General features: G+C 52.8%; 17 protein-coding genes. 8 read left to right on the top strand and 9 right to left on the bottom strand.

The window, feature by feature from the left end:
- Nucleotides 1–27: 27 nt before the first annotated feature.
- Entirely contained in the window at nt 28–1,377 is a 1,350-nt protein-coding gene (locus AB1L42_RS13875) for an MFS transporter (RefSeq protein WP_367056488.1), read from the bottom strand.
- Nucleotides 1,378–1,625: 248 nt separating this feature from the next.
- Here AB1L42_RS13875 and AB1L42_RS13880 point away from each other — a divergent pair, with 248 nt between their 5' ends.
- Entirely contained in the window at nt 1,626–2,642 is a 1,017-nt protein-coding gene (locus tag AB1L42_RS13880) for a DUF368 domain-containing protein (RefSeq protein ID WP_367056491.1), read from the top strand.
- 35 nt (nt 2,643–2,677) lie between these two features.
- Entirely contained in the window at nt 2,678–4,975 is a 2,298-nt protein-coding gene (locus AB1L42_RS13885; RefSeq protein ID WP_367056494.1) for a DPP IV N-terminal domain-containing protein, read from the top strand.
- A 46-nt stretch (nt 4,976–5,021) separates the two neighbouring features.
- Here AB1L42_RS13885 and ispF read toward each other — a convergent pair whose 3' ends face one another.
- On the bottom strand, nt 5,022–5,531 hold the full coding sequence (gene ispF, locus AB1L42_RS13890) for a 2-C-methyl-D-erythritol 2,4-cyclodiphosphate synthase (protein WP_367056497.1): 510 nt from the start codon (nt 5,529–5,531) through the stop codon (nt 5,022–5,024).
- Between the two features lie 499 nt (nt 5,532–6,030).
- On the opposite strand from ispF, the gene csrA reads away from it, so the two are divergent.
- The 5 genes from csrA to AB1L42_RS13915 all read left to right on the top strand — a co-directional run bounded on the left by csrA (nt 6,031) and on the right by AB1L42_RS13915 (nt 12,238).
- Entirely contained in the window at nt 6,031–6,228 is a 198-nt protein-coding gene (csrA, locus tag AB1L42_RS13895; RefSeq protein WP_367056500.1) for a carbon storage regulator CsrA, read from the top strand.
- Between the two features lie 56 nt (nt 6,229–6,284).
- Nucleotides 6,285–8,225: a S41 family peptidase gene (locus AB1L42_RS13900; RefSeq protein WP_367056503.1), complete on the top strand. Its 1,941-nt coding sequence runs from the start codon at nt 6,285–6,287 to the stop codon at nt 8,223–8,225.
- Between the two features lie 165 nt (nt 8,226–8,390).
- A complete protein-coding gene (locus AB1L42_RS13905) occupies nt 8,391–9,413 on the top strand; it encodes a bile acid:sodium symporter family protein (RefSeq protein WP_367056506.1) in 1,023 nt (340 codons plus the stop codon).
- A gap of 1 nt (nt 9,414) precedes the next feature.
- Nucleotides 9,415–10,503, top strand: a complete 1,089-nt coding sequence (locus tag AB1L42_RS13910) for an exo-alpha-sialidase (RefSeq protein WP_367056509.1) — start codon at nt 9,415–9,417, stop codon at nt 10,501–10,503.
- A 385-nt stretch (nt 10,504–10,888) separates the two neighbouring features.
- Nucleotides 10,889–12,238, top strand: coding sequence for a Gfo/Idh/MocA family oxidoreductase (locus tag AB1L42_RS13915; RefSeq protein WP_367056512.1), 1,350 nt, complete (start codon nt 10,889–10,891; stop codon nt 12,236–12,238).
- A gap of 210 nt (nt 12,239–12,448) precedes the next feature.
- On the opposite strand, the gene dcd is transcribed toward AB1L42_RS13915, so the two are convergent.
- The 4 genes from dcd to AB1L42_RS13935 all read right to left on the bottom strand — a co-directional run bounded on the left by dcd (nt 12,449) and on the right by AB1L42_RS13935 (nt 17,013).
- Nucleotides 12,449–13,033: a dCTP deaminase gene (gene dcd, locus AB1L42_RS13920; RefSeq protein WP_367056515.1), complete on the bottom strand. Its 585-nt coding sequence runs from the start codon at nt 13,031–13,033 to the stop codon at nt 12,449–12,451.
- A gap of 194 nt (nt 13,034–13,227) precedes the next feature.
- On the bottom strand, nt 13,228–14,304 hold the full coding sequence (gene lpxK, locus AB1L42_RS13925; protein ID WP_367056518.1) for a tetraacyldisaccharide 4'-kinase: 1,077 nt from the start codon (nt 14,302–14,304) through the stop codon (nt 13,228–13,230).
- 39 nt (nt 14,305–14,343) lie between these two features.
- On the bottom strand, nt 14,344–14,784 hold the full coding sequence (locus AB1L42_RS13930) for a universal stress protein (protein ID WP_367056521.1): 441 nt from the start codon (nt 14,782–14,784) through the stop codon (nt 14,344–14,346).
- A gap of 57 nt (nt 14,785–14,841) precedes the next feature.
- The gene (locus AB1L42_RS13935) at nt 14,842–17,013 is read right to left on the bottom strand and encodes an alanine:cation symporter family protein (protein ID WP_367056524.1); all 2,172 of its coding nucleotides are present in this window, start codon (nt 17,011–17,013) and stop codon (nt 14,842–14,844) included.
- 478 nt (nt 17,014–17,491) lie between these two features.
- Between AB1L42_RS13935 and AB1L42_RS13940 the strand changes: the two genes are divergently transcribed.
- Complete coding sequence (locus AB1L42_RS13940) at nt 17,492–18,106, top strand: N-acetyltransferase (protein WP_367056528.1); 615 nt, start codon at nt 17,492–17,494, stop codon at nt 18,104–18,106.
- 56 nt (nt 18,107–18,162) lie between these two features.
- On the opposite strand, the gene AB1L42_RS13945 is transcribed toward AB1L42_RS13940, so the two are convergent.
- The 3 genes from AB1L42_RS13945 to AB1L42_RS13955 form a co-directional block, all read right to left on the bottom strand.
- Nucleotides 18,163–18,720 (bottom strand): thioredoxin family protein, encoded by a 558-nt coding sequence (locus AB1L42_RS13945; RefSeq protein ID WP_367056531.1) that lies wholly within the window; start codon nt 18,718–18,720, stop codon nt 18,163–18,165.
- A 163-nt stretch (nt 18,721–18,883) separates the two neighbouring features.
- Entirely contained in the window at nt 18,884–20,047 is a 1,164-nt protein-coding gene (locus AB1L42_RS13950) for an aminotransferase class V-fold PLP-dependent enzyme (RefSeq protein ID WP_367056534.1), read from the bottom strand.
- Nucleotides 20,048–20,078: 31 nt separating this feature from the next.
- A complete protein-coding gene (locus AB1L42_RS13955) occupies nt 20,079–24,167 on the bottom strand; it encodes an FtsK/SpoIIIE domain-containing protein (protein ID WP_367056537.1) in 4,089 nt (1,362 codons plus the stop codon).
- Nucleotides 24,168–24,324: the final 157 nt, after the last annotated feature.

Raw genomic sequence — 24,324 nt, forward strand, 5'->3', positions numbered from 1 at the left:
CCCGCGAACACATCGAAGCTGGCACAACTACTGCCGGAGGCACGCCTCGCTGGTCTTTGGGTCATTCTGAATGACGGCACTCAAGGATGGTCGAGAGTCGCCACATGCGACGCTGTGAGCATGGCGGACTTGAGCTTCTCTCTCCATCTTCTTGCGATGCATCAAGACATCAGCATCGACAAGTTTGGAGGTCAGCAGGCCATAAGTGATTCCAACGACTCCGAGTGTTCCACTGACGACAAAGAACATCGGATGGAAACCGTAATGGTCGATGATCCAGCCCAGAAACGGTGCAGTGAGAATCGTCCCTAAATCAATCGCTGCCAGCGTGACTGTCGTTCCGGTTCCGCGGTACTGTTCGGGGAATGCTCCCGCTCCCATGGAAACGACACACGGAAAGAGCAGTGCATGGCCGAAACCGAGACACATGGCCGGCATGATGAAGTGAAAGTCTTGCGTCACAAACGTCATCAGGAAGTGTCCCAGCGAATGCGAACACAACCCCATCGCGATCAGGCGATGGCGTCCCACGGACTGACTCCACTGACGGGCAATAATTCTCAATGTGAACGCGGTGATGGCATAGGCTGTGAAAAACGTTCGAATGCCGCTCAGTCCGAGTTCAGTTGAATACCGCGTGAGAAATGTCATCGTCACGGCGAAGCCAATGCCCATCATGACTGTCACGACCAGAACACTGGAAGGCCAGTAACGGACGACAAGTTTGTGCATCGGCGGACTGACTTCCGGCCGACGATGAACATCTTTCGACGTCAACCAGAATGCGAGACCTGTGTGCAGGAAGCCGAACAGGAAGACAAGACCGAACAACACGTAGTACAACTGGCTGTTGTTGGGAAACGTCAGGAAGACCAGATCGCCGAGTTGTGCTCCGAGAATCATCCCCACGAAGCCGCTGGCCCCGAAGGTTCCAATGATCTCAGTTCGTCGGTCCACGGGAGCGAGGCTTTGAATGTATGACACCGACGACGCAAACATCCCCGACAACCCGACAACGAAGATGATTCTCGCCAGGTAAAGCTGAATTCCGATGGACGATGACGTCATCATCAGTAATCCGCCGGTCATATTAATCGACGCACATATCAGCCAGATGCGGCGAATTCCGAACGTATCGATTGCCTGACCGAGTAATGCTCGAAAGAACAACGAGCCGAGCAAACCGACGCTGACGATGAATCCCGTTGTTTCTTCTGTCCCCCCGAGAAACTTCACGAACTCCGCGAAGCGAAACGTCATGGTATTGGCGGTCACCATCATGACGTTGGCAGCGAACGCAATCCAGAAGCGTTTGGTGTAGATCCCCTGCGCAGAACGGTCACCGTGTTCCGGTGTCTGGGCGTGTGGATCTGTCATCGGGTAGAGTCTCTATCTGCAGGGTGCAGCTTGGAGGGCGGCTTGAAGAGTTGTCATAGTACCACAGTTGTCGTCTACGGACAGGGGGATTTGTACCAGTTCAGTGATTTGGACACCTCACTTCCGTGCGAAGTTCACGTCAGTTCAAGAAATGTTCATCACTTGTTCGCCAGAATGACGGTAGGCTACGCTGACCACCCCTACTGGGGACAAACGATCACATCAATAAGCGTAAATCACTGAATTCCATGACTGACCAGCCCGACCGAAATACTCGTGAACCCATTCCTTCTCAGGCTGACTTTGCCAATCTAGGACGCGGGCTGTTGATGGGCGGTGCCGACATCATCCCGGGCGTCTCGGGTGGGACCGTCGCTCTCATTCTGGGCATCTATGAGAGACTCGTCACTGCGATCAGTCATGTCGATGCGAAGCTCGTCAGGCTCGTCGCTCAGCGAAGAGTTCGAGACGCGGCGGAACGAATTGATCTGAGGCTGTTGATTCCATTGGGAATCGGAATTCTCTCCGGTGTGATCGCTCTCGGAAGTGTGATGCACACGTTGCTGGAAGATCATCGACAACTGACTTTTGCTGCCTTCTTCGGGATGATCAGCGCGAGTTGTTATCTCGTGTTTCGACTGATCGGAAAGCCGACGGCCGGCAATCTCGCTTTGCTCGCGGGAGGAGTGGTCATTGCATATGGAATCGTCTCGCTGCCCGGACTCAAAACTCCTCCAGACACACTCTGGTACGTCTTTCTCTGTGGAGCGATTGCCATCTGCGCGATGATCCTCCCCGGAATCAGCGGAGCCTTTATCCTACTCGTGCTCGGGAAGTATCACGAGATCACCGGGATCATCAAAGAAGTTCTCAAACTCAAGCTTTCCGTTTCGTCAGTCATGACAGTCATCGTCTTCGCGTCCGGTTGCCTCATCGGACTGATTTCTTTTTCAAAACTCCTGCGATGGTTACTCGCTCACCGAACAGCACAAACGATGTCGGTGCTTTGCGGGTTCATGATCGGCTCACTCTACAAAATCTGGCCGTTTCAGATCGACACGACTCCTGACATCCATGAATTCAAACACAAACACTTCGAACCGATTCCACTGACCGACGTTCCGCTGGACGGTCAACTGGTTCTCACGATCGCGGTTGCTGTCATTTCTGCGATCGGAGTCCTGATGTTGGAACGGCTGGGGTCACGAAAAGAGTCCATCACCCCTGAAAGTCTCCCCAGCGACCAGGACAGTCTTTCAGCTTGATCGCGGTCCACTTCATCACGGAAGGAAACTCTCGAATGCAACCTTCGCTCTCCAGAATTGCTACCTACTCGCTTCTTGCATTCGCACTCAGTAGCCACGTCTTCTGTGAATCAACCACGTCGGCCCAGGGAACCGCTGATGACTACGCTCGCTCCGAATCGCTTCGAAAGAAGTGGACGGGAACAGTCTACCGAGACCGCGTTGACCCCCACTGGAGCGAATCGGGAAATGACTTCTGGTATCGCGTTCAGACTGGCAAGAACCAGTATCAATACATCGTCGTCAACGCGACATCGGGAACTCGTCAGCCAGCTTTCAATCACGAAGCACTCGCCAAGCAACTTTCCGAGAAAACTGGCAAGAGCTTTGACGCCGACCGCTTGGACGTTGAGTCCATCGAATGGAACAACGACAGCACTGAACTCACCATCTCGATCGAAGAACTGCGTGTCCGGTCCAACTTGGTTGACGGAACGGTTGAGATTCTCGAAGAAGACGAAGAAATCAACCAAGGATCGACGCCGGAAGCGGATCGAGACAATTCCGAGAGTCAAAGAGAGCGAGGACGTCGATCTCGAGGTCGAACTCGATCGCCGGACGGCAAGTTTCGCGTTCAAGTCGACGAAGGAGACTTAATCGTACTCGAAGGGGACGAAGAAGACTCCCGCGAAATTCTTCGCGGAGCTGGTTCTTCAGAGTCGAAGTTTACGGATTCTGGAGCAGCGTGGTCACCAGATTTGAAAAAGCTCGTCGGATTTCGCCGCACTGATGGACAATCTCATCTCGTCCATTACGTTGAGTCCTCACCGACAGACCAGCTGCAACCCAAAACTCACAGCCATCAATATCTCAAGCCAGGCGACGACATTCCGCAGCACTTCCCGGTCCTGTTTCATCTCGACACTCGGTCGATTACTGAAATCGACGATGAGCTGTTTTCGAACCCCTGGATGTCGATTCCGCGAATTCACTGGCTTCCGGATTCGAGTCAGTTTCTGTTCGTCTACAACCAGCGCGGCCATCAGGTCTTGCGAGTCATCTCTGTCGATGCGGAAACAGGGAAAGCACGCACGATCGTCGACGAACAAAGCGACACCTTCATCGACTACGCCTACAAGCAGTTCATCGAAATACTTCCTGAGTCCAACGAGTTGATCTGGATGTCGGAGCGTGATGGATGGAATCACCTTTACCTGTACGACATTGCCAACGGAGAGGTCAAAAACCAGATCACTTCTGGCGACTGGGTTGTCAGGAAAGTTGTGCGAGTCGATCCTCAAGACAGAGTCGTTTGGTTTGAATGTTCAGGAGTCAATCATGAACAAGATCCTTACTACACTCACTTTGCACGCGTGAACTTTGACGGAAGTGACTTCACGGTGTTAACCGAAGGTGACGGAACTCACTCGGTTCAGCTTTCCCCGAATGAACGGTATCTCATCGACCAGTGGTCACGCGTCGACTTGCCGCCACAGACAGAACTACGCGATGCACAAACCGGACAGCTGATCTGCCAGCTTGAACAGGCCGATGCCTCGGAACTCAACGATGCTGGCTGGATCGCTCCGGAACGATTCGTCACAAACGGTCGAGACGATCAAACTCAGATCTACGGTATCATCTTCCGACCTACGAACTTTCAAGCTGGTATGAAGTATCCCGTGATCGAAAAGATCTATGCGGGGCCTCATGGATCTTTCGTCCCGAAGAGATTTCAGGAATTTCACTCTGCTCAGGAAGTCGCGGAGATCGGTTTCATCGTTGTCCAGATTGACGGGATGGGGACTTCGAACCGTTCAAAAGCATTTCACGACATCTGTTGGCAGAACCTCGGCGACTCCGGATTTCCCGACAGGATTAAGTGGATCAAGAAAGCTGCCGAGACCTATCCGGAATTCGACCTCTCGCCTGGAGTCGGAATTTACGGTGGCTCCGCAGGCGGACAAAGTTCAACACGCGCACTGCTCGCACATGGCGACTTCTACAGCGTTGCTGTCTCAGACTGTGGGTGTCACGACAACCGTATGGACAAAATCTGGTGGAACGAACTGTGGATGGGCTGGCCCATCGGCCCGCATTACGAAGAACAGTCAAATGTCACGAATGCGGACAAGTTGCAAGGCAAGCTCTTTCTGACTGTCGGAGAGAAAGACACGAACGTCGACCCCGCCTCAACGATGCAGGTCGTGAATGCTCTCATCAAAGCGAACAAGAAATTCGACATGCTTGTCGTGCCGGGCCACGGTCACGGAGTCGGCGAAATCCCTTACATGAAACGAAGACGCATCGACTTCTTCGTTGAACATCTCATGGGAAAAACTCCTCCCAACTAAATGAAACATCGTCCCTGTCATTCGTGATGACGAAACATTGCGGGAGTTACTCGCCCTCAGGCTTCTTCACGAGCATGATGACCACTTCGGCGCAGAGGGCTTCTTCGCGACCGACTGGTCCGACTTTCTCGCCTGTCTTCGCTTTGACGTTCACTCGGTCCGCAGGGATTTGAAGCAGTTCCGCGACGCGGTTGGCGATCTGCTGTTTATAGGGGGACAGCTTTGGCTTCTGCGCGAAGACAATTCCGTCAACGTTGTTAACTTGCCAGCCAGCTGCGAACGCTCGAGTGAGCACTTTCGATAGCAACTCGGCGGAATCGGCTCCCTCGTGCTCAGCAGCTGTGTCGGGAAACCACTCACCGATATCTCCCCAGCCCAGCGCACCGAGAATTGCGTCCGTCAGGGCATGAAGTAAGACGTCACCATCGCTGTGCGCGACCGCTCCCAAGTGATGGTCGATGTCGACGCCTCCAATAACAAGTCGACGTCCTGCTTCCAGTCGATGGGTATCGTGCCCGAGACCAACTCGCCATTCGGTAGACTCCCCCATCGCCATGATCCCTTTTCATTCTGTGCCGATCTCTGTCCCGGCTTTGTCTCTGAATATTTGGCCCGAGACACTCTCTTGAAAGGGCTGGTCAAATGTCAACATTCGCTGAACCGGAAACTCTCATTTGACGTGGACGTTCCGGTGACATCTCGCGAAAGTGTCCATAATTCGACACAACCCGCAGAGCTTCCCACCGGCAGGACTTGCAGATTGTCAACAAAGTGACACACGTCCGGTTGTAAGGTCGTCAGTTTGCTTCACTCGGCGATGCATTCCTTACAAACAATTCTTCTGGATTGAGTCAACCCCAATTCTCCAAGACCACACAAACTCTTTTGAACCAATTGAAAACAAAGACGTTACGACACAATAGAAAACTCAACCAGGGAGTTTGGCACGCCCCGTGCATTAGGTTTCTTTCAACTGGCCACGATGGAAGTCAAGACCAATCGCAGGTCATCAAGAGACGAAACTTGACATTATTTCCAAGGAAAAGGATGAAAAAATGCTCGTTCTCACACGCAAAAAGAATGAAACGATTCAAATCGGCGACGACATCGTCATCAAAGTGATATCAACAGGACGAGGCAAAGTGAAGATCGGAATCGATGCTCCTGCTCATGTCCGAGTTTTGCGAGGGGAGCTCGACACGACCCTTCGAAACACAAATGTGACCTCAACTGACTCGACCATCAAAGTTTGACCCGCCTTCAAAGTCTTCGAATCCTTCCAACTCTTGAACCAAGGAACGTGTTCACTATGAGCCACTCAATCAAAAACAACCTGACCAGCACTTTCGTCGCAACTCTTGCTTTTCTCGTTCTCCTCGGTGGTGGATTCGCCCACTCTGAGATGGCGATTCAGCACGTCGAGAAAAGCCGACCAACCTTCTTCTCACACACAAATGAGCTGAACAGCGTTGCTCGTACTGAAAGTCGCTTCGACATCTCTCATGACGATCGCGGAATGCCGCTCGCCCGTGAGGACGTCGCCCCGATCAGAACGGCGGTGGTGCCGGGACGGGGACAGTCGTCACCGACTCTCCCGTCTTACACACCGACCACTCCAGGATACTCAAATCCTGTCCAACCACAGTTCCCGTCACAACCTCAATACATTGTTCCGGGAACCGGTGCCCCTTCGTCACCGATCAACATTCCAACCCAGAATCCATCCACTCCTCAAACACCAGACCAAAAGCAAACTGAGATTACTTCGCGTTTCTCAGACCCGAAGATGCTTGGATTCCTTTCCAATGCCTCGATGCAGCAGTTGACCAGCTTGTACCACGAAGTCTCTCGAATGATTGATGCTCGACACGTAAATCCAGTGTCATACGAAGTTCGAGTCGCTTCATCGGTCGAGTACCTCGTCGCTGCCTTGAGCAATCCAACATTCCTGCGAGCCACTGGAGCATCTGCCAACCAGAACACCATTCGCCAGACTCAATCGGAACTGTTGCAGATCACCCGCAGCCAGCCTGCCCGATCCGCAACCGAAGCTGTCGGGGTGATGCAGTGGACTGCCGAACTCGTGAATCGCCAACTCGGAATTCGCCGTGAAGCAGTTGCCCTGGAGTTCATCAACGGAACGATCGACTCACTCGATCAGTACTCAGCCTTCATGCCTTTAGCCAGTGCCTACGCTCCGGGAGCCACGACCGATCCAATTCGAACCGTGAGCCTCGAAGAGAACATCGTGGGAATTGGTGTGGAACTCGAAACTCATCCACGAGGAGCGATTCTGGTGGGAGTCGTTGACAACAGCCCAGCCAGCGAACTCGGACTTCAAGAAGGAGACATCATCGTCGCTGTTAATCGTCAGTCGACAAATGGTCTCGACCTGAATGCTGTCGCTGGAAAACTCGGCGGATCAATCGGAACTGTGATCACCCTGGACATTGACCGTAACGGACAGCTGTACCGCGGAAACGTCACTCGTCGCTCAATCTACGTGAGCAGTGTGACAGGCACAAAGATGATCGATACGCAAAACAAAGTCGGCTACGTTCGCCTGAAACAGTTTTCAGCATCCTCCCGAAAAGATCTCGAAGCAGCCCTTTGGTCGCTTCACAATCAAGGCATGAAATCGCTGGTCATGGACCTGCGAGGAAATCCAGGCGGATTGTTGGATCAGGCGATTGAAGTTTCCAACCTGTTCGTTCCTTGTGGAACAATCGTTTCAACAAAAGGCCGAAATGTTTCTGACAACAGCCAGGAGCAAGCCACTTACCAACAGACCTGGAACACACCTGTTGTGGTCCTCGTCGACAAAAACTCAGCAAGTGCCAGCGAAATCTTTGCCGCAGCGATTCAGGAAAACGGTCGCGGTGTGATCGTCGGACGACAATCGTACGGAAAAGGAACTGTTCAGACTCACTTCCCACTGGAAACGGTTTCTGCTCAGTTGAAATTGACAACAGCTAAATTCTACTCCCCAAAAGGACGCGAAATGGCTGGAGCCGGTGTCACCCCTGACGTTTACGTTCCAGAATCGACTTCAACCGGAACTGCCGGAACAAATCGAGACTCGGACATCAATGCAGCCCTGGCTCAAATCAGCCAAGGAATCCCATTCCAAATGGCACAGCAAGCAGCATCTTGCCGAAACGGAAGTCCACAAGTGAACCTCCAAACGGTCCCCTCGACGACTCCTTCAATCAACACTCTACCACTTCAACTGAATCTGTCGAGCAACTAAGTTTGGTCGGCGACAATTGAAACGTCTCTCTCACCACCTCGGAGTTTTCTCCGAGGTGGTGTTTTATTTGAGTCGACCCTGCCATCGAATTGACCGGGGGATGCTGGACCTGCCTGTCTGCGTTGCTTACTCTGCCGAATTCCGTTTTGACCGCGAAATTCAGCGATGCTGCAAAAACACCTTCTTCTCTGGCTCACACTCAGTTCCATGCTGGCAGGCTTCTGGCCGAACCTGTTTGGTGCGACAGCTTTCGATCCGTTTCTTGCCAGCGCGTCGCACATCGGCTGGATCGTCGCAGCCGTGATGTTTTGTGTGGGAACGCTGTTACCAACTGAGGAAGTTCGCAACGTTCTGAACCGGTGGCCTCTCATTGTGGGAGGAACAGCTGTTCAATACATCTCCATGCCATTTCTGGCATGGGCGGTCGCAACAACATTCGGAATGACCGGAGACCTCCGCGTGGGGACGATCATGGTCGGATGCGTGCCGGGCGCGATGGCTTCGAATGTCTTGACGATGGTCGCACGAGGAAATGTGAGCTACTCTGTCGGACTGACGACTTCAGCCACGCTTCTCTCTCCACTCATTGTCCCGATTGCTCTTCGCCTCACGCTGGGTGCGCAAGCGGATGCAGAGTTTCTGACCAAATCAGCCGTCTCACTGATTCTACAAGTTGTGATTCCGGTCCTGCTGGGACTGTTCAGCCAGAGACTCTCAATTCTCAAACAGATTGCTGACCGTATTTCCGGGCACGTCGCGAACATTAGTATTCTCTGGGTCATTGCGATCGTCGTGGCAGCCAACAGGCAGGCGATTCAAGAGTTTCCCGTTATACTGATCGCGGGTCTGCTGCTGATCAACGTTGGTGGCTATCTCGCTGGGCAACTCGGGGGGCGATTACTTCGACTCGATTCCGGAATGCGACGGGCGTTGATGCTGGAGATCGGGATGCAGAATGCGGGTGTCGGAGCGAGCCTGGCGAAAGGGCTCTTTCCCGATAATCCTCGCGTTGCTCTTCCATGTGGGCTGTTTGCCTTTGGATGCATGACGACCGGAACACTGCTCGCCCAGTTTCTACGCAATCGGACAGCCGAAACCGAGGACGCTCTAGACACAACTGAACGGCCGATCGACTCGGCTCCTTCACTCTCAACGACTGACTCAACTGAATCCGTAAAGGAAATCTGACATGACGCTGCCGCTCCCACTTCAAGAGAAACTGAGCAACCTCGCCAACGCATTGATCGATCAAAAGCGGGCTCGAGTGATTGTCCCCGCCCAAGATCAGTCGACAGGTTTCTGGTTCGGTGGCGGAAACATGATCGAGTCCCCCGAAGGAGAGCTGTACGTTGTCGGTCGGTACCGCAACTATGGAGACTCACGCACCGGAATCGGTGCAGGGGAACGCGGGCTGGAACTCGCGATCTTTCAATCATCTGACCAGGGCGACTCGTTCGAGAAGGTTCTGAAATGGTCCAAGGCCGACCTGAACGTCGGCAAAACTCCTGTTCTTTCGATTGAAGGGAGTGCTCTGAGATGGACCGATCAGGGAGTGGAACTTCTGGTCTCCACTGAGAAAGACAACATTGGCTACCCGAAAGAAGTTGAAGGCTTTCTAAAACCGGGGACGGGGGTCTGGACGATCGATTCACTCAAAGCTGACTCGGTCGAGAATCTCAAGAAGGCGCCCGTGACTCCGTTTCTGTCGAGCGAAGAACCGAACTGGTTGCACGTAAAAGATCCGTTCGTCTACTCGAATCCGCAATCAGAATCGACCGTGTTCTGTTGCACTCATCCGTTCAACTGGGCGAGTTCGAACACAGCATTCGTTGAAAATGACGGGACCGTCGTTTCGGACTTCTTTGCCAGAGGCATGTCGTGGGACGTTGCCATGACGCGCGGAACCGCTCTCCTCGACGTTCCAATGGTCGGGGCGTTCGAAGAGATCGATGCGACACTCGTCTTTTACGATGGCGGCGAATGCGTGCGCGACCTCGATCAGCACAAAGAAGCGGTCGTCAGGCCACGCGGTTACTCCTGCGAAGAATTGGGCGGTCTGGCATTCTTCAGCGATGGTGATCTCTCGCAAATTCATCGATTGTCGCGCTACTTCCCGAGTTTCATCAGCCCCTACGGAACCGGTTGCAGCCGATACGTTGATGTCTTGGCGACCAGCCGCGGCCTGTTCGCGACCTGGCAACAGAGCCAGGAAGACCTCTCTCAGCCGTTGGTGATGAATTTTCTGTCGAACGCAGAAGTCGAATCGATTTTGTCCTAGCTTGCCTGGATCATTTGTTGTTCATCGACTGGACGCATTCGTCCCCACGAATGCAGCGAGTGCTCGTGCGCTTCGTTCCTATTTGCAAGGGCGATGCCCCCACGTCAGGTGCTCGTATCGGTTTTCCTTCCGATTTTGTCAGGGTTGCAAATCAGGTCAGGAAACATCGTTCTGAAGCCGATTTCCGATCGCAATTCGCAACGGTTTCCGGTCAACATCAACGGGTCAATATCCGCTGATGGCTGTATTTTCGCAGCGTTTCTGCAATCATAGAATCTCGGATTTCAAGGAGTCCTGTATCTGTCGGTGTGCGCACAGAGCACGAGCGACTGAATCGGCTCCTTTGCACCTATTCAGATATTCTTAAACGAGATGTGGAGTATTCATGACTGAACCAACTCGAAGAGACTTTCTTAAAACGACTTCCGCTGCGGCCGCACTGGGAACGGGAGTTCTCAGCAGTGTTTCCGCCAAAGCGTTCGCGAGTGGCGATGACGTCGTCAAAATCGGTCTGGTCGGATGTGGTGGACGCGGAAAAGGAGCTGCCGCACAAGCACTTCAATCACCAGGAAATGTCAAACTCGTCGCGATGGGCGATGCGTTTCGGGATCAGTTAGACGGTGCTCTCGACAACATCGAACGATCCGTCGCCAAAGACGAAACAGCGATCATCGAAGTTCCGGAAGAAAACAAGTTCGTCGGTTTCGACTCGTTCAAGAAAGTGATGGACAGCGGAATCGATGTCGTCATTCTGGCGACTCCTCCCGGATTCCGACCGATGATGTTCGAATACGCTGTCAACAAAGGACTTCATGTGTTCATGGAGAAACCCGTTGCGACCGACGCAGCTGGTGTCCGACAGGTTCTGGAAGCTGCCAAAATCGCCAAAGAGAAAGACCTCAAAGTTGGTGTTGGTCTGCAACGGCATCACCAGACTGTCTACCGCGACTTCATCAACCGAATTCACGACGGTGCTGTCGGCGACGTCCGTGCCATGCGGGTCTACTGGAACGGTGGAGGAGTTTGGGATCCGCGACGTTCACGTGAAGAAGTGAAGTCAGAAATGGAATACCAGATGCGCAACTGGTACTACTACAACTGGCTTTGCGGTGATCACATCAACGAACAACACATTCACAACATCGACATCGGAAACTGGGTCATGCAGAAGTACCCTGTTTCCGCGATCGGAATGGGTGGTCGTGAAGTCCGAACCGACCCTAAGTACGGCGAAATCTTCGATCACTTCGCTGTTCAGTACACGTACGACGACGGTTCGGTCATGTTCAGCGAATGCCGCCATATCCGCAACGTGTGGAATAGCGTCAGTGAGCATATCCACGGGACTAAGGGAATCGTCAATCTGAACGGAAGCAAACCACGCAACTGCAGCATTGACTGGTTTGACGGAAACTCGGAGCGATTCAAAGGTGAAAACCCGAATCCGTACCAAGTTGAGCACGACGATCTCTTCGCAGCAATTCGCAACGGCGAATCCTACAGCGAAGCGGAATACGGAGCGATGAGCACTATGACTGCCATCCTCGGACGAATGGTTACTTACTCAGGTGACGAAATCACCATGGAGAAAGCCCTCAACGAAGGTCCACAGATCGTGCCAGCTCTCGCTGACCTCGGATGGGACGTTGCACCGCCAACAGTTCCAGACGCTGAAGGCCGATACCCGGTTCCAGTCCCAGGTGTGACAGACGTCTTCGCTGCTCCTGGTAGCTAAAGAATTTTCATGACTCTCGACGTTCGCGCAAGTTCGTTGGATTCACTGAATGCTGCGTTTTCTTGCGTGAATCGCTGAGAGAATGCGATCGAGAGATCGAAATAGATTTCTTCAACAGGCCGCTGGCAACTCTTGTCAGCGGCCTGTTTCATTTGCCCGATCGAAGAAGCTCGCACGACACAAATCTGGAGTGAATTTCACGTTCTCAATTCAAGTGAGTCCGCCGGGACGCGTCTGCTTCTGGAACTGACTGTCATTGCGAAACGGAACTCCTTCGACTGTTTCGACAATCAATTGACAGATGGGGGTCTTCGGATAGAGGGCCAAGCTGTAAGGGCCAAGATTGATCAGTTCGAGAGTGATCGATCCCGCAAAGCCAGCATGAATCGTCGGGGCGGTAAAATGAACCAGCAACCCGCAGCGTGCGTGCGAGCTGCGTCCCTCAACGCGGGCTGCCAGACACGTTTTTTCTTCATGAATTGGGAGTTCGACGCGTTCGAACGTCCGTCCCAGTACGAGTCGTCCGGGCTTCAGAATGAACGGTTCGTCGTCTTTGAGAAGTGTCGTTTCGAACTGAGAGCCGACGCGTGACAAAAAATCGCCGTTCCGCAGGTCGATGACTGCCTGCTGCTCGTCTCGAAAGAAAGCAATCTCTTCACCTAAGAGCAAATCAACTGACGAGGTTTGATATGGGCAAGTCTGCCCCGGAGTCGGTCGACGAGGAGACGGTTCCGGTTCGATCACCAGACTCCCCTCATCGAGACATTTCTGAATTGCAACGTTTGAGAGAATCATGGATTTCTGGCAACGACAAAGGAATGATTTGAATGCGACCGATTCACAACTGAATATGCCTCAAGAACTCTCCGCACTCGTACAACATTTTGGATCAATCGAATTTCCAGTTGATTGAATGATTCCACTTCATCAACAGTTCCAAACCGTTTAGTTACTTCGTTCACACAGGTACAAGCGAATGCATGAGTGCTTTACGACTCGGGAGGACGCTTGTCACTTACAGCGTCCAGCAGAGTCTCTTCCCATACTGTTTGAAAGTCGAGAATCTCAAGTGAAATCTCGATCGCCCAAACCGAAAGATCTCCGATTCGATCGTCATTAATCTTCACAAGATCCTTGGCTGTCGTGATCAGAGAAGCTGAACTGGTTGAGCGCGCTGCTTCGCGAATTGTTGCGAAGTCTTCTTCCGTATAATGATGATGATCCGGGAACTGAAGGAAACGATCATCAGCGACATCAAAACCGACGCTGGACAGCGTTCTTCGAAAGGCTTCCGGATGGCCGATCGCCGAAAACGCGAACACTTTTCGTTCTTGCAGCTCGGAGAAGCTGAGACTCTCCCCAGAAGAATTTCGCAATCCAGTCGGGACAAATCGACTCGATACGACCGGACAGTCGGTGTATCTACGAACCTGCTTGTGGATCGATTCTCGCTGAGCATCGGTCACCTGATCCGCCCGTGTCAGGAGCACAATGCCTGCTCGTGATAAACCCTTGGCCGACTCCCGCAAGAGTCCACGCGGGAGAACGTGTCCGTAGCCCCATGGGTTGAGGCAGTCGATCAAGACGACATCAAGTTCACGATGCAATCGGCGATGTTGAAAACCATCATCAAGAATGATGACGTCTGGGTGGTGTGACTCGATCAACTGTCGAGCAGCTTCAATTCGATCACGGTTCTGCAGGTGGGGCACATTGGGACACAACTTCTGGAGCAAACGCTGCTCATCGTTTCCTTCACCGTCAAGGCTTCGATATCCGCGGCTGACAATTCCGGGACGAAGATGATGACGCTCGAAGAAATTGCATACCCACGCGACTGTGGGCGTCTTTCCCGTCCCTCCGGTCGTGACGTTCCCGATCGAAATGACTCGACTCGGAACCCGTTGAGGCTTCTTCAGCCCGGCGTCGAAGAGAAAGTTTTTCGACTGTGCTCCTGCCAAGTAAAACGGTTCCAGTAGAACGAGCAGACCGCGCAACAACGAGGGTGCGACTCCGGATTCCCGACCGGAGATGACCTCTAAAAATTTGTGCTCGTCGATCAGCATTCCGACTCTTTTTCGACAGATCTGGGAATGCAGCGAATCTTATTCAGCATCCTGACGACGCAGAACGAGCACTGCACAATCGGCATGTCGAATGACTGACTCCGCAACCGATCCGAGCAGAAATCGCTTCATCCCGTGATATCCATGAGACGAGACGACAATCAGATCAGCTTTGACCTCCGTGGCGAACTCAGTGATTTCATTCGCCGGACCGCCGACACGAACATCCAGCGACGCACCTGTTGCTCCGTGAGTCTGCAGGAACTTCTCGGCAAATTTCTTAACCGTTTCGATTCGATGGTCGTCCGACAAGTCTCCCCAGACAACGGCTGGCGAGATGGCTTCCAGTGGGGGAAGCACATGAATCACGCGGAGTTTGGAAACATCTCCCGCGAGGGAAAGTGCTGTCTGAAGTGCGTTCTGCGATTCTTCCGAGAAATCGACAGGAACAACGATCACATCGTACTTGAGCTGAGACATAAATCGATCGTCCATGTAACTGCGTGCGACAAATTACTATTCACTCATTGGAACTGGTCAGCGATACGTTTTGAAGTCACCAGCTTGATAACGTTTCCAGTATTTGAGTAGATCACTTCGCACTGAAGGCGACAGCAGCACCACACCGAGAATGTTCGGGAACGCCATACCGAGGATCATCATGTCAGAGAAATCGAGCACGCTTCCCAAATTGACGATGGTCCCGATAAAAACACAGATGACCGCCAGGCACTTGTAGATGATTGTGCTTCGGGCTCCGAAGATTGTTTCCCACGCTTTCTCACCGTAGTAACTCCACGAAATGATCGTCGAGTAAGCGAAGAGTGTGACAGCGATACTCAAGACCATCGGAAACCATGAGATCTCCTCTTTGAATGCTCGGGATGTTAACGCAGCACCTTCCAGACCTTGCTCGACAATCCAGTCGTTGTTGTCCCAGGCTCCGGTAATCAGAATCACCAAAGCGGTCATCGAACAAACGATGACGGTATCGATAAACGGCCCCAAAAGTGCGACGCAGCCCTCTCGAACTGGTTCTTCAGTCTTCGCTGCGCTGTGAGCGATAGCTGCGCTGCCTGCTCCAGCTTCGTTACTGAACGCTGCTCGTTGGACACCCACGACCAGCACTCCAATGATTCCGCCACCCATCGCTGCACCTGTAAATGCTTCGGTGAAAATCGAGGCAACCAACTCGGGAACGCGGTCAAGGTGCATCACAATGATGTACAGACAAGCGGCCGAATAAATGATGCACATCGTGGGCACAATCTTCGATGCAGCTGCGGCGATTCGCTTGATGCCTCCGAGAATCACAGCTGCCACGAAGAACGCCAAGACGAGCCCAAAGACGACTTTAAATTGTTGCTCAAACGCCGCCAGTTGATTCTGCAAATCCTGCTTGCGGGCTTGAAGCGATTTCATCTCGCCTTCTTCCCCAGCAACAGCGGCAGCTTTGATTTGATCGTTCAGCACAGAGAGCTGCTGCAAATCATTCTGTTGAAACATTTGCAGCATCGCACTGCCGGACTGATTCGCCTGAAGCATGTTTCCTCCACCAAAACTGGCAAGGATACACATCACTGTGAAGACAAATGCGAGAACGGTTCCGAGAAGCCCCATTCCCTTTTCCTGAAGTCCGACCTGCAGATAACGCATCGGACCACCGAGGACAGTTCCGTCCGGTTTCACGCTTCGGTACTTTTGCCCCAAAGTACACTCGGTGAACTTGGTACACATTCCGAAGATTCCACAGAGCAACATCCAGAAGAAAGCACCCGGTCCGCCGAGTGTCATCGCAATGGTCACCCCGGCGATATTTCCGAGCCCGATCGTTGCTGAGAGCGCAGACGCCAGCGCCTGGAAGTGAGTCACCTCTCCATCTTCTTCCGGGTTATCGTATTTGCCGCGAACGATATCGACGGCGTGTCGAAATCCCCAAACGTTGAAACCTCTCATGTAGAGCGTGAAGAAGACTGCCCCTGCAGCCAGCCAAGCCACGACAATCGGAATCCCTCCGACCGACTCTTTGAATAAGTAGGGCTTGCCGGACGAGAACGGTTCGGGATTCTGTTTCAGAAAGCCGAGAGCGTTCCAGTCTTCCGCTTCGGTCGGCGAGATCGTTTGCTCCCCGGGAAGGTTCCGCTTCTTCATCACGATTCGATAGGCATCGATCGTCGGGTCGAACCGAAAACGACTTCCGTATTTGAATTTGCCCTCCGGTCCATCGAGCTTGACCGTCACGTACTCGACCGGTTCCCCATTCATCAGACCGTATCGGTAGTATTTTTCTTCGCCATCGATCACGTCACCCGCGATCAATTTCCCCTGAGCAGCAAGAATCTCGACCTGCGAAGCATCGAGTTCACTCGCATCAAACCCATTGTCTTCTGAAAGCGGACGGAAAGGTGTGTCGGTTCCCCGAACTCGCCAGTACACCGCATCGTCTTCAAAAACGAGGTATTCTTTTTCCGTCTTCCCCAGCCGGTAGAACAGCACTGTTTCGATTGCTGTGACTGCATCCTTGAAGATCGAGTCAACTCGTTCGAAACCGGTCGGAGGCGGGGGATCGTCGACAATCGGAGCGACCGAAGGCAACGGGGGAGATTCAGTCTCGGCCTCGATCTGCGGCCCTTCTTGAGAAAACAACACGGGGCAAATGACCAGCACAATCAGAACCGATTGTGCGATCAGCCTGGCAGGGAATTTCATGGGCAATCTCGTTGGCAAGTTCGATCTTCAGGGAGTGGCTGAGTTTAGGTCGATCGCTTATTGAAACTCAATCCCAATGCTTAACACCTTCTTGTCATTCTCTTGACTTCGCAATTCCAAATTCCGGAAAGTTTCCATGAATCGTTCAATTCAAAATCGATGCATATCCAATCATGAGTAAGTGTCGGACTTACCACCATCAGACTGCTGATTCCGTCTAAGCGGAATCGGTTCTATCGAACAATCAGCAACTGCAGCCTGAGGCAGGTCTGACAGTCAACCTGCAACGTGGTTATGGATTCGAAAGAAGTGCCCCGTCTGCAGCGAACACATTTTGACTCCGGAAGGCTCCAGATTACACTTAGAGAAGTTGCTCGACCCAGCTTTCTCGCCTGATCAGCTTCAACCGTTTGAGGTTGTTGATTGTGCGAGGTTGCGAAATCCTGATCGCCGAATGCTCTCCAGAATCATGAGCACAGTGACATCCTTACAACCGCGATACCTGAAACGATTTCGAATGGAAATCGATTTTCTGGATGTCACTTTGCCGCGGCCTGATTTGCCCGAAGGATACATGTGGTCAGAGTGGCATCCCTCTCTACTGCATGAGCATGCCCTGGCGAAGTTTCTCAGCTTCCACAATGAGCTGGACAGTCAAATCTTTCCAGCCCTGAGAACCGCAGCTGGTTGTCGTGACTTGATGCGGTCGATCGCGAATCATCAGGCATTTCTTCCACAATCAACCTGGTTGATTCGGGCGGCACAGAATGACTTTCGCCCGGAATTCCCTTGTGGAACGATTCAAGGGCTGACCCAAAGCAGCACATTGGGTGCGATTCAGAATATCGGGATCATTCCCGAACACCGAGGTTTCGGACTCGGCCGGGCACTCGTCTTGAAGAACTTGCACTGCTTCCGATCGGTCGGGATGCAGCGAGTCTATCTGGATGTTTCCGCTGAGAATCGACCGGCAGTTGAACTCTACCGGTCGATCGGATTCAGACACGTAAAAACGAGCTACCGGGAAATCGTGCTGCCGCTTCCAAAGTCGTCGGAGTCGACAGCGACGACGAGCCCACCATCGCCAACTTAATTTGCAAGCAGTCTTCGGGAAGAGAATGCTTCCAGCAAATTCCCGACCAAAGCCAATCAATCTCCGTGGAGATTTCGCAGACGTGTTGATGTGCGAAGCATCCATTGAATGCGTTCAAATTCGTCCAACCAGTCCTGCACAACTGCGGCTGTCAGTCCATCGGTCGAGACAATTCCAGTGGGGCAAGCTGCACCTGACTGAGAAGCTACGACCGATCGATACTTGGACAAAGTCCGATCGCCGGCTCGACCGCAGAAGTGTCCATCTTCACTGAGAAAGACGACCGCAGGGACGCGGGCTCCGCCACAGGTTTTTAGATTTTCACTGAGATCGGGGGTGTCGTCACGGTCAGCAAAGTGGACACGAATCTTGGGATTCACTTCTGTGAAGCGATCGAAAATCGGACACTGATTGACGCAGTCCCCGCACCAGGCCCCTGCCATCACGAGGACTTTCATCTCGCGAGTGAATGACTTCAGCAAGTCGGTTTGTGCAGCTGTGAGTTCGACGGACTTCCGAAACTCACTCCAGCGATGGTTCTGATCGGGAGTTGCGTACCGCTCAAGAAATTGTGAGTACGGAAGTGCTTCTTCAAAAAACTGATTGTAATCCATGACGCGCGAAACTCTCTTAAGCCAGTTGCTGTTAAGCAAGAGATAGACAGACGAGCACACAGATTGAGGCCATTGACATGGTCTTCACGCACTCGTTTTGGTTCGATAAATGCCACGTTCGCTCGTGCGAATCGCTGCAAACTTGAGATGAAGAAAACCCTGATCAGGGTTGAGACAGTATCCTCGCGTGTCGCGTCAACTTGTCAAGTGCGAGGAAAAACTGCTGGGCTGCGGGAGCTGCTCCCAATAGGAACGGATGGTGCAAAACCACGATTTGCTCGTGCGCTCGATCGGCGACAGGCAATTCCTCGACACATTGAAAACGCCGCTTGGAGTGAATTCGGTGCAGAGCGGGAAACCCCACGTCGATGGGGATTCCTTCTGCTTTCATCGCTTCGCAAAACTGCTCACGAGACATGCCTTCAAACTGTTGAGAGTCGTACCAGAACCCGAGTTTGTAGTAGTCAGCGACTGCGTTCTCTCGACAGCTGAATGGCTTGAGCCCTTGGTGCTTCGTTGCTCCGCGACGAATTGCATCGACACACTCCTGACGTTGGCGATGACGTTGAGAAAGAGAGTCGTATTGCGGGCCGAGAACCGCAGCTTGCATCTCGGAAAGAGGATAAGCGAGGTTCCCCCGCTGGCAATAGGTTTTGATTCGCTGCGCGATGTCGTCGCGGTTGGTCAGGACAGCACCGCCACGGCCGGAAGTGAGCAGTTTGCTTCCGCCGAAGCTGAGAATCGAGACGTCCGCTTGTGAACCGACGACTGTGCTGCCATCGCAAGCACAGCTCGACAATTGACAACAATCCTCGATCACTGCAATTTCCAACTCTTCTGCAATGCTCCTCACTCGCGACAAGTCGACGAGTCCGCCGTGCAAGTGCGAGACGATGATCGCTTTCGTGTTGTCCGTTGCTGCGGCCGCTATTTTCTCGACATCCAACTGTCCGTCAGCTTCATCGATATCGATCAGAATCGGGATGGCTTCCAGTTGCACCACGTTGACGAAGTTGGCTTTGAAGTCATAGGCAGACATCAACACGTGATCGCCGGGCGCGACTCTTAACCCACGCAGTGCCAATTCCATCGCCACGGTTCCACTCGAAACCAGTTGCATGTTCGTCAGCTGGTACAAAGACCTCAGTCGGTCTTCGAGCTCAGTGACATACTCCCCGTGATAGCGGCCCCAATCTCCGCTCTTGATCAATTCGCTAAACCGTTGCTGCAACGCTTCATCACAAATCGGCCATTCCGAAGTCTCGCTGGAACAGACCGGAGTTCCGCCGAGGAGAGCCGGAAGGTCAGGATCGTTGGAAGTTGCCATAGCGAAGAAAGCTCGTTGCGGTCAGCGACACTTACGAAATCGTGAACTCTTCGAGGTCCGTGGCAAAACCAGCTTCCCCTCCGGACCGCATAAGATTTCCGAACTCATTGAGAAATTCCGTACCCGGAACTCCGTAGGGGCGGAATTTTTCTGCTTCACCGGTCTCTTCGCGATAGAGCAGGGCTCGGTGGGTTCCCAGTCTGGAAGCAGCCGGACTATCGATCAAGTGGCTCGAGTCGGCCGCGTTCATTTGAAAGACGATTCTCTGTTCAAGCTCTTTCAGATTCTGTCGACTGAACCAGCGGTCCACGTTATTTCGAGAGTCACACCAGATGATCAAGTGAATCGCGTGTAGCGGACCTTCAGCGAGAAGTTCTGCGAACATCTGGGCTGGGGTCAAAGTCGTTGGTTCCGAGGAGCCTCCGAAACTTCCTAAACCAAAGTCGTCGTCTGCTTTCTTTAGGTCACGGAACTTGGAGAGGTCGCTGATGATGACCACGACTGGATCATGGTGATCAGTCTCTGCTTGCATTCTCGATTGCAGCGTGGCGTGAATCTTGCCGATTTGCTGGCTTGCTTCGCGAGGAGAAACAATCGTCACGGGACAAGGGATTGTCGACTGAAACGACTTCCACAGTTCCGAGTCGTCGCTGCCGACCGAACTGCCGTCCAACACGATGAAAGAGTCAAGGCGTTCTTCGTTTTGATGTTGTGAATCGCTTCCTTCGACCTCATTCTCGCCGTCCGAAGTCTCGGCATTCTCAGGTTCGAAGTGCTCCTGGCCGGACGTAACTTCCACTGGTGAAGTTGATGCAACAAAGCTTAATGCTGACGCGTGAAGGACTCCCATCGCTGCTTCGGAATCTTGGCCGACGACGAGCAGATTTCTTCCACTGTGTCGATCCAGAGAAACCACGGAAGGAGGTTTAATCTCAACAGCATCCCCAAGCCAAACTCTCGGTGCTCTCAGTGGTTCGCTGCGATCTCGCCACTCTTCTGCGAGTCGACGCAGCTGTTTGTTGCGTTTCAGATCTGATGGGATATTGCCCTCGAAGACAATCGCTGGCTCTGCTTCGACCCCCGAACGCGATGCTCTCTTTTCGATATCAGCCAGCCAGTCCGAACGTTGTTCGTCTGAGATCCATGCAATTTGGAATGGATGATTGCCTTCCATCATTCCGTTGGCGTCATTGTAGATTGCTTCGCCGGGACGTGTGAGGAGTCGAGCTGCGGTATTTTCTTCGCTGAGAATTAAATGTGCGTCGGCGTCACTGCACTGCAGTGCCACTCGCACAGCAACCTGCCCCAACGTTGTTCGGGCGAGGGAGTATGCTCCGCCGAGCGTCTGCGATCCGAGGATCACGTGAATCCCAAATGCCCGACCCTGACGAACAAGCCGATCCAAAAGCAGAGCCGCCGACTGACTGATGCGGTCGTCTTCGATGAAGAACTCCTGAAACTCATCGACGACCAGCAAGACGCGCGGCAGAGGCTGATCTGGATTTGCATCGCGATAACCTGCGATGTCCTGAACGCCTTCGCGACGGAACAACTCTCCGCGTTCTTGAAGCATCTCGTCGAGACGCTGCAGTGCACTGACTCCAAATTCCCGATCACTCTCAATCGCGATCACACGAGCATGCGGAAGCTGGAATGATGCGTAGTCTTTGAACTCCACACCCTTCTTGAAGTCGATGAGGAAGAAGTTGACTTCGTCTGGACCGTAGTACAGTGCGAGATTTGTAATGAGGATGTGGAGGAAGGTCGACTTTCCAGAACCGGTTTTCCCTGCAACAAGCATGTGCTGAGAAGTTCCGCGTCCGAGTTTCATGGTTTGCAGCTTAGTGGCACCAGCACGCCCCAAAGGAATTTCCAGTTCTCTCCTCGAATCTTTCGACCAAAGTTCGCTCGATTGTGGAGCGATTCGATCGAATGAGACTTCGACTTTTCGAGCATCCTTCGATGCTTCGCCGACCATTTTGACGATCGATGTAAACTCATCCGGTGTAGGAGGCGATTGTATGCGAATCGGCCAGCGAGAGAGAATCTGTTCATTCGGATGGAAGTGTTCGTCTTTCCATTCGAATGAAGTCATGTGCGGCAAAATGTCTTCGATGTCGAACTGATTCGGCATCGCTTTAGTCGGGTCGAGATTGAGAAGCGTATAAACACCACATCTCGGTCCGCTGTTCACGATGCTGACGAGACGTCTCGCCGCAATCTCGCTGAACTTTGCGGGGAAGTCGGCGATCACCAGAAAGTGGTACGGTTCTGCAACTTCCCCGGCCGATTGATTGTATTCCTCGATCGTTTGAAATTCGTTCCGCAAGTACGTTTGGAAAACGTTCTCCATATGCTCGGTCAGATCGGCGAGGCGCTGTTCAATCTGCCCGCTCTCGGTCCAGATTCGATTCGTCACCATCAGCTCATCGTAGTCGCTGAGGTGCATGAAGCCGCCGAATGTTTCCCCGAGGCGAATGGGGTCGATCAACGTAAATCGCAACTTTCCAGGCGGGATCTGCAACAGCAATCGAAGCATCATCGTTTGCAGTGCATCGAGCGCCTGCATTCGTGCTTCCGGAGTTGGCGAAAGAAACAAGGTCGACGCATTTCCGGGGAACTCCACAATGGCTGGAACTTCGAACTGAGTCGTCCGCGGAGCCAAACGGATATCCTCCGAAACGGCGACCGGCCATTCCTGAAGATCAACCTGCAGACCGCCTAAGCGGATGCCTCTTGGCAGCTGCGAACTCGGAGACCACTGTTCTGGGTTCGACGTCTTCGACCAGTCGAGATTTGTCGCCTGATCTTCAGACCCAATGGCTGAGATCGCGGTTTGGAAGAGTTTGGCCGACTCTTCCCATTCCGTTTTCAGCTGCATCCATTGCTCAGTTTGTGAGCGCACCTGTTCACTTTGAAGCGCTTGAAGCTCGGCTTCCTTCTGTTCGATCTTCGAGAGTGAACTCTCGTTGAGTTCCTGAAGCTGACGGTCGAAGCCTTCCTGAATCGCTTGGACTTTTGCTTCGTGATCCGCGGTGAGTTCGGTTTCTTCTGCTTCGAACCTGCGTTTTTCGTCAGTCAGACGTTCCTCGTTGGACCGCTCAATCTCGAAGAGTCGTTGCCGATGTGCTTCTTCGTAACGATTCAGCGCAGCCTGACGTTCGCATTCGATTTTCTTCTGAAGAGCCGCTGTCTTCTTGGTGAGCTTTGCCAAGTCCTTCTGCGAGTAACTGTCAAACCTCGATCGATAGAATTTCGCATGTTCGATCGATTCGCTGATGAGGGCAATCAGATTTGAGCGTTGAGTTGTGGCAATCAGGAAAAACAGTCCAAAGACCACGAGCCCAGCGACCGCACCGACTGCTGTCGAGACACCAATCCAACTCGATTGCATGCGAGGGCCAGTGATGTCGGCAATCATCGGATCGGCAAATTGAAAGACGAGACCCGAGAACAGAGCCATCAGTCCGATCAGCGAGATCAATGCCGGGAATCCGGTGAAGACTTTGGCCAGCACCAGCTTATCGAACCGTCGAATGAGTTGATCTGTGCGGCCAATCTCTTCTTGAAACCTGTCGACTGCTTCGGATCGATCCTTGACATCTCTTTCGGGTGGGTCTGCTGGCGGGGTTTTCTTCCGAGTTGAGCGAAGAATCCGATCGAAGCGTTCTTTCGTAGAGGAAAGAACCGCATCTTGTTCAACAAGCGTTCGATCGATCGATTGAGTAGCCTTCTCCAACTCCCGCTGTGGACTTCCTTCGCTGTCATCGTCCAGGACCGACTCGACAACCCATTCGCTATCCTCACGTTGTCGTTCGACCGATTTCGAGGCGCGGTCCGTTTCAGTCTGGATGTTCTTCACGATGGAGTTGTGAAGACCTCGGATCTCAGACCGCTTCTGTTCGAAAATCTGTGTGAGTTCAGTCAGCGATGAGTTGCGAGATGATTCGAGTTCGCCCTGTTTGGATTGATATTCTTCCCGCAGAAAGGCCAGTTGATTCTGGAGTTCTCTTTGACGTGTGCTCGGTGCCGTTATGGATTGCTGCAGCTGTTCTTCACGATCGTGACGCAGCTGCGCATCGTGTTGAAACTGTTCGAACAGGTCGCCGAATTCCGACATGAACTTCACCGTATCAAGTCAAAGGATCACAGCGCCGTCCGACAGTCTCGGAAGAGATTGTGTCGATAGGCGCATGTTCAATAAAACGGGCCAGCGATCAATCAGTCAACCATACAAAAAAGAAACGGTCGAGACACGATGTTCTCGACCGTTTCGG

Origin of the sequence: Thalassoglobus sp. JC818 (assembly GCF_040717535.1) — a bacterium.
In the GTDB taxonomy this organism is placed as follows: Bacteria; Planctomycetota; Planctomycetia; order Planctomycetales; family Planctomycetaceae; genus Thalassoglobus.

Coding starts and splice junctions, on each gene's coding strand:
- AB1L42_RS13875 (WP_367056488.1), bottom strand. CDS start 1,377: ATGACAGATCCACACGCCCAGACACCGGAACACGGTGACCGTTCTGCG.
- AB1L42_RS13880 (WP_367056491.1), top strand. CDS start 1,626: ATGACTGACCAGCCCGACCGAAATACTCGTGAACCCATTCCTTCTCAG.
- AB1L42_RS13885 (WP_367056494.1), top strand. CDS start 2,678: ATGCAACCTTCGCTCTCCAGAATTGCTACCTACTCGCTTCTTGCATTC.
- ispF (WP_367056497.1), bottom strand. CDS start 5,531: ATGGCGATGGGGGAGTCTACCGAATGGCGAGTTGGTCTCGGGCACGAT.
- csrA (WP_367056500.1), top strand. CDS start 6,031: ATGCTCGTTCTCACACGCAAAAAGAATGAAACGATTCAAATCGGCGAC.
- AB1L42_RS13900 (WP_367056503.1), top strand. CDS start 6,285: ATGAGCCACTCAATCAAAAACAACCTGACCAGCACTTTCGTCGCAACT.
- AB1L42_RS13905 (WP_367056506.1), top strand. CDS start 8,391: ATGCTGCAAAAACACCTTCTTCTCTGGCTCACACTCAGTTCCATGCTG.
- AB1L42_RS13910 (WP_367056509.1), top strand. CDS start 9,415: ATGACGCTGCCGCTCCCACTTCAAGAGAAACTGAGCAACCTCGCCAAC.
- AB1L42_RS13915 (WP_367056512.1), top strand. CDS start 10,889: ATGACTGAACCAACTCGAAGAGACTTTCTTAAAACGACTTCCGCTGCG.
- dcd (WP_367056515.1), bottom strand. CDS start 13,033: ATGATTCTCTCAAACGTTGCAATTCAGAAATGTCTCGATGAGGGGAGT.
- lpxK (WP_367056518.1), bottom strand. CDS start 14,304: ATGCTGATCGACGAGCACAAATTTTTAGAGGTCATCTCCGGTCGGGAA.
- AB1L42_RS13930 (WP_367056521.1), bottom strand. CDS start 14,784: ATGTCTCAGCTCAAGTACGATGTGATCGTTGTTCCTGTCGATTTCTCG.
- AB1L42_RS13935 (WP_367056524.1), bottom strand. CDS start 17,013: ATGAAATTCCCTGCCAGGCTGATCGCACAATCGGTTCTGATTGTGCTG.
- AB1L42_RS13945 (WP_367056531.1), bottom strand. CDS start 18,720: ATGGATTACAATCAGTTTTTTGAAGAAGCACTTCCGTACTCACAATTT.
- AB1L42_RS13950 (WP_367056534.1), bottom strand. CDS start 20,047: ATGGCAACTTCCAACGATCCTGACCTTCCGGCTCTCCTCGGCGGAACT.
- AB1L42_RS13955 (WP_367056537.1), bottom strand. CDS start 24,167: ATGTCGGAATTCGGCGACCTGTTCGAACAGTTTCAACACGATGCGCAG.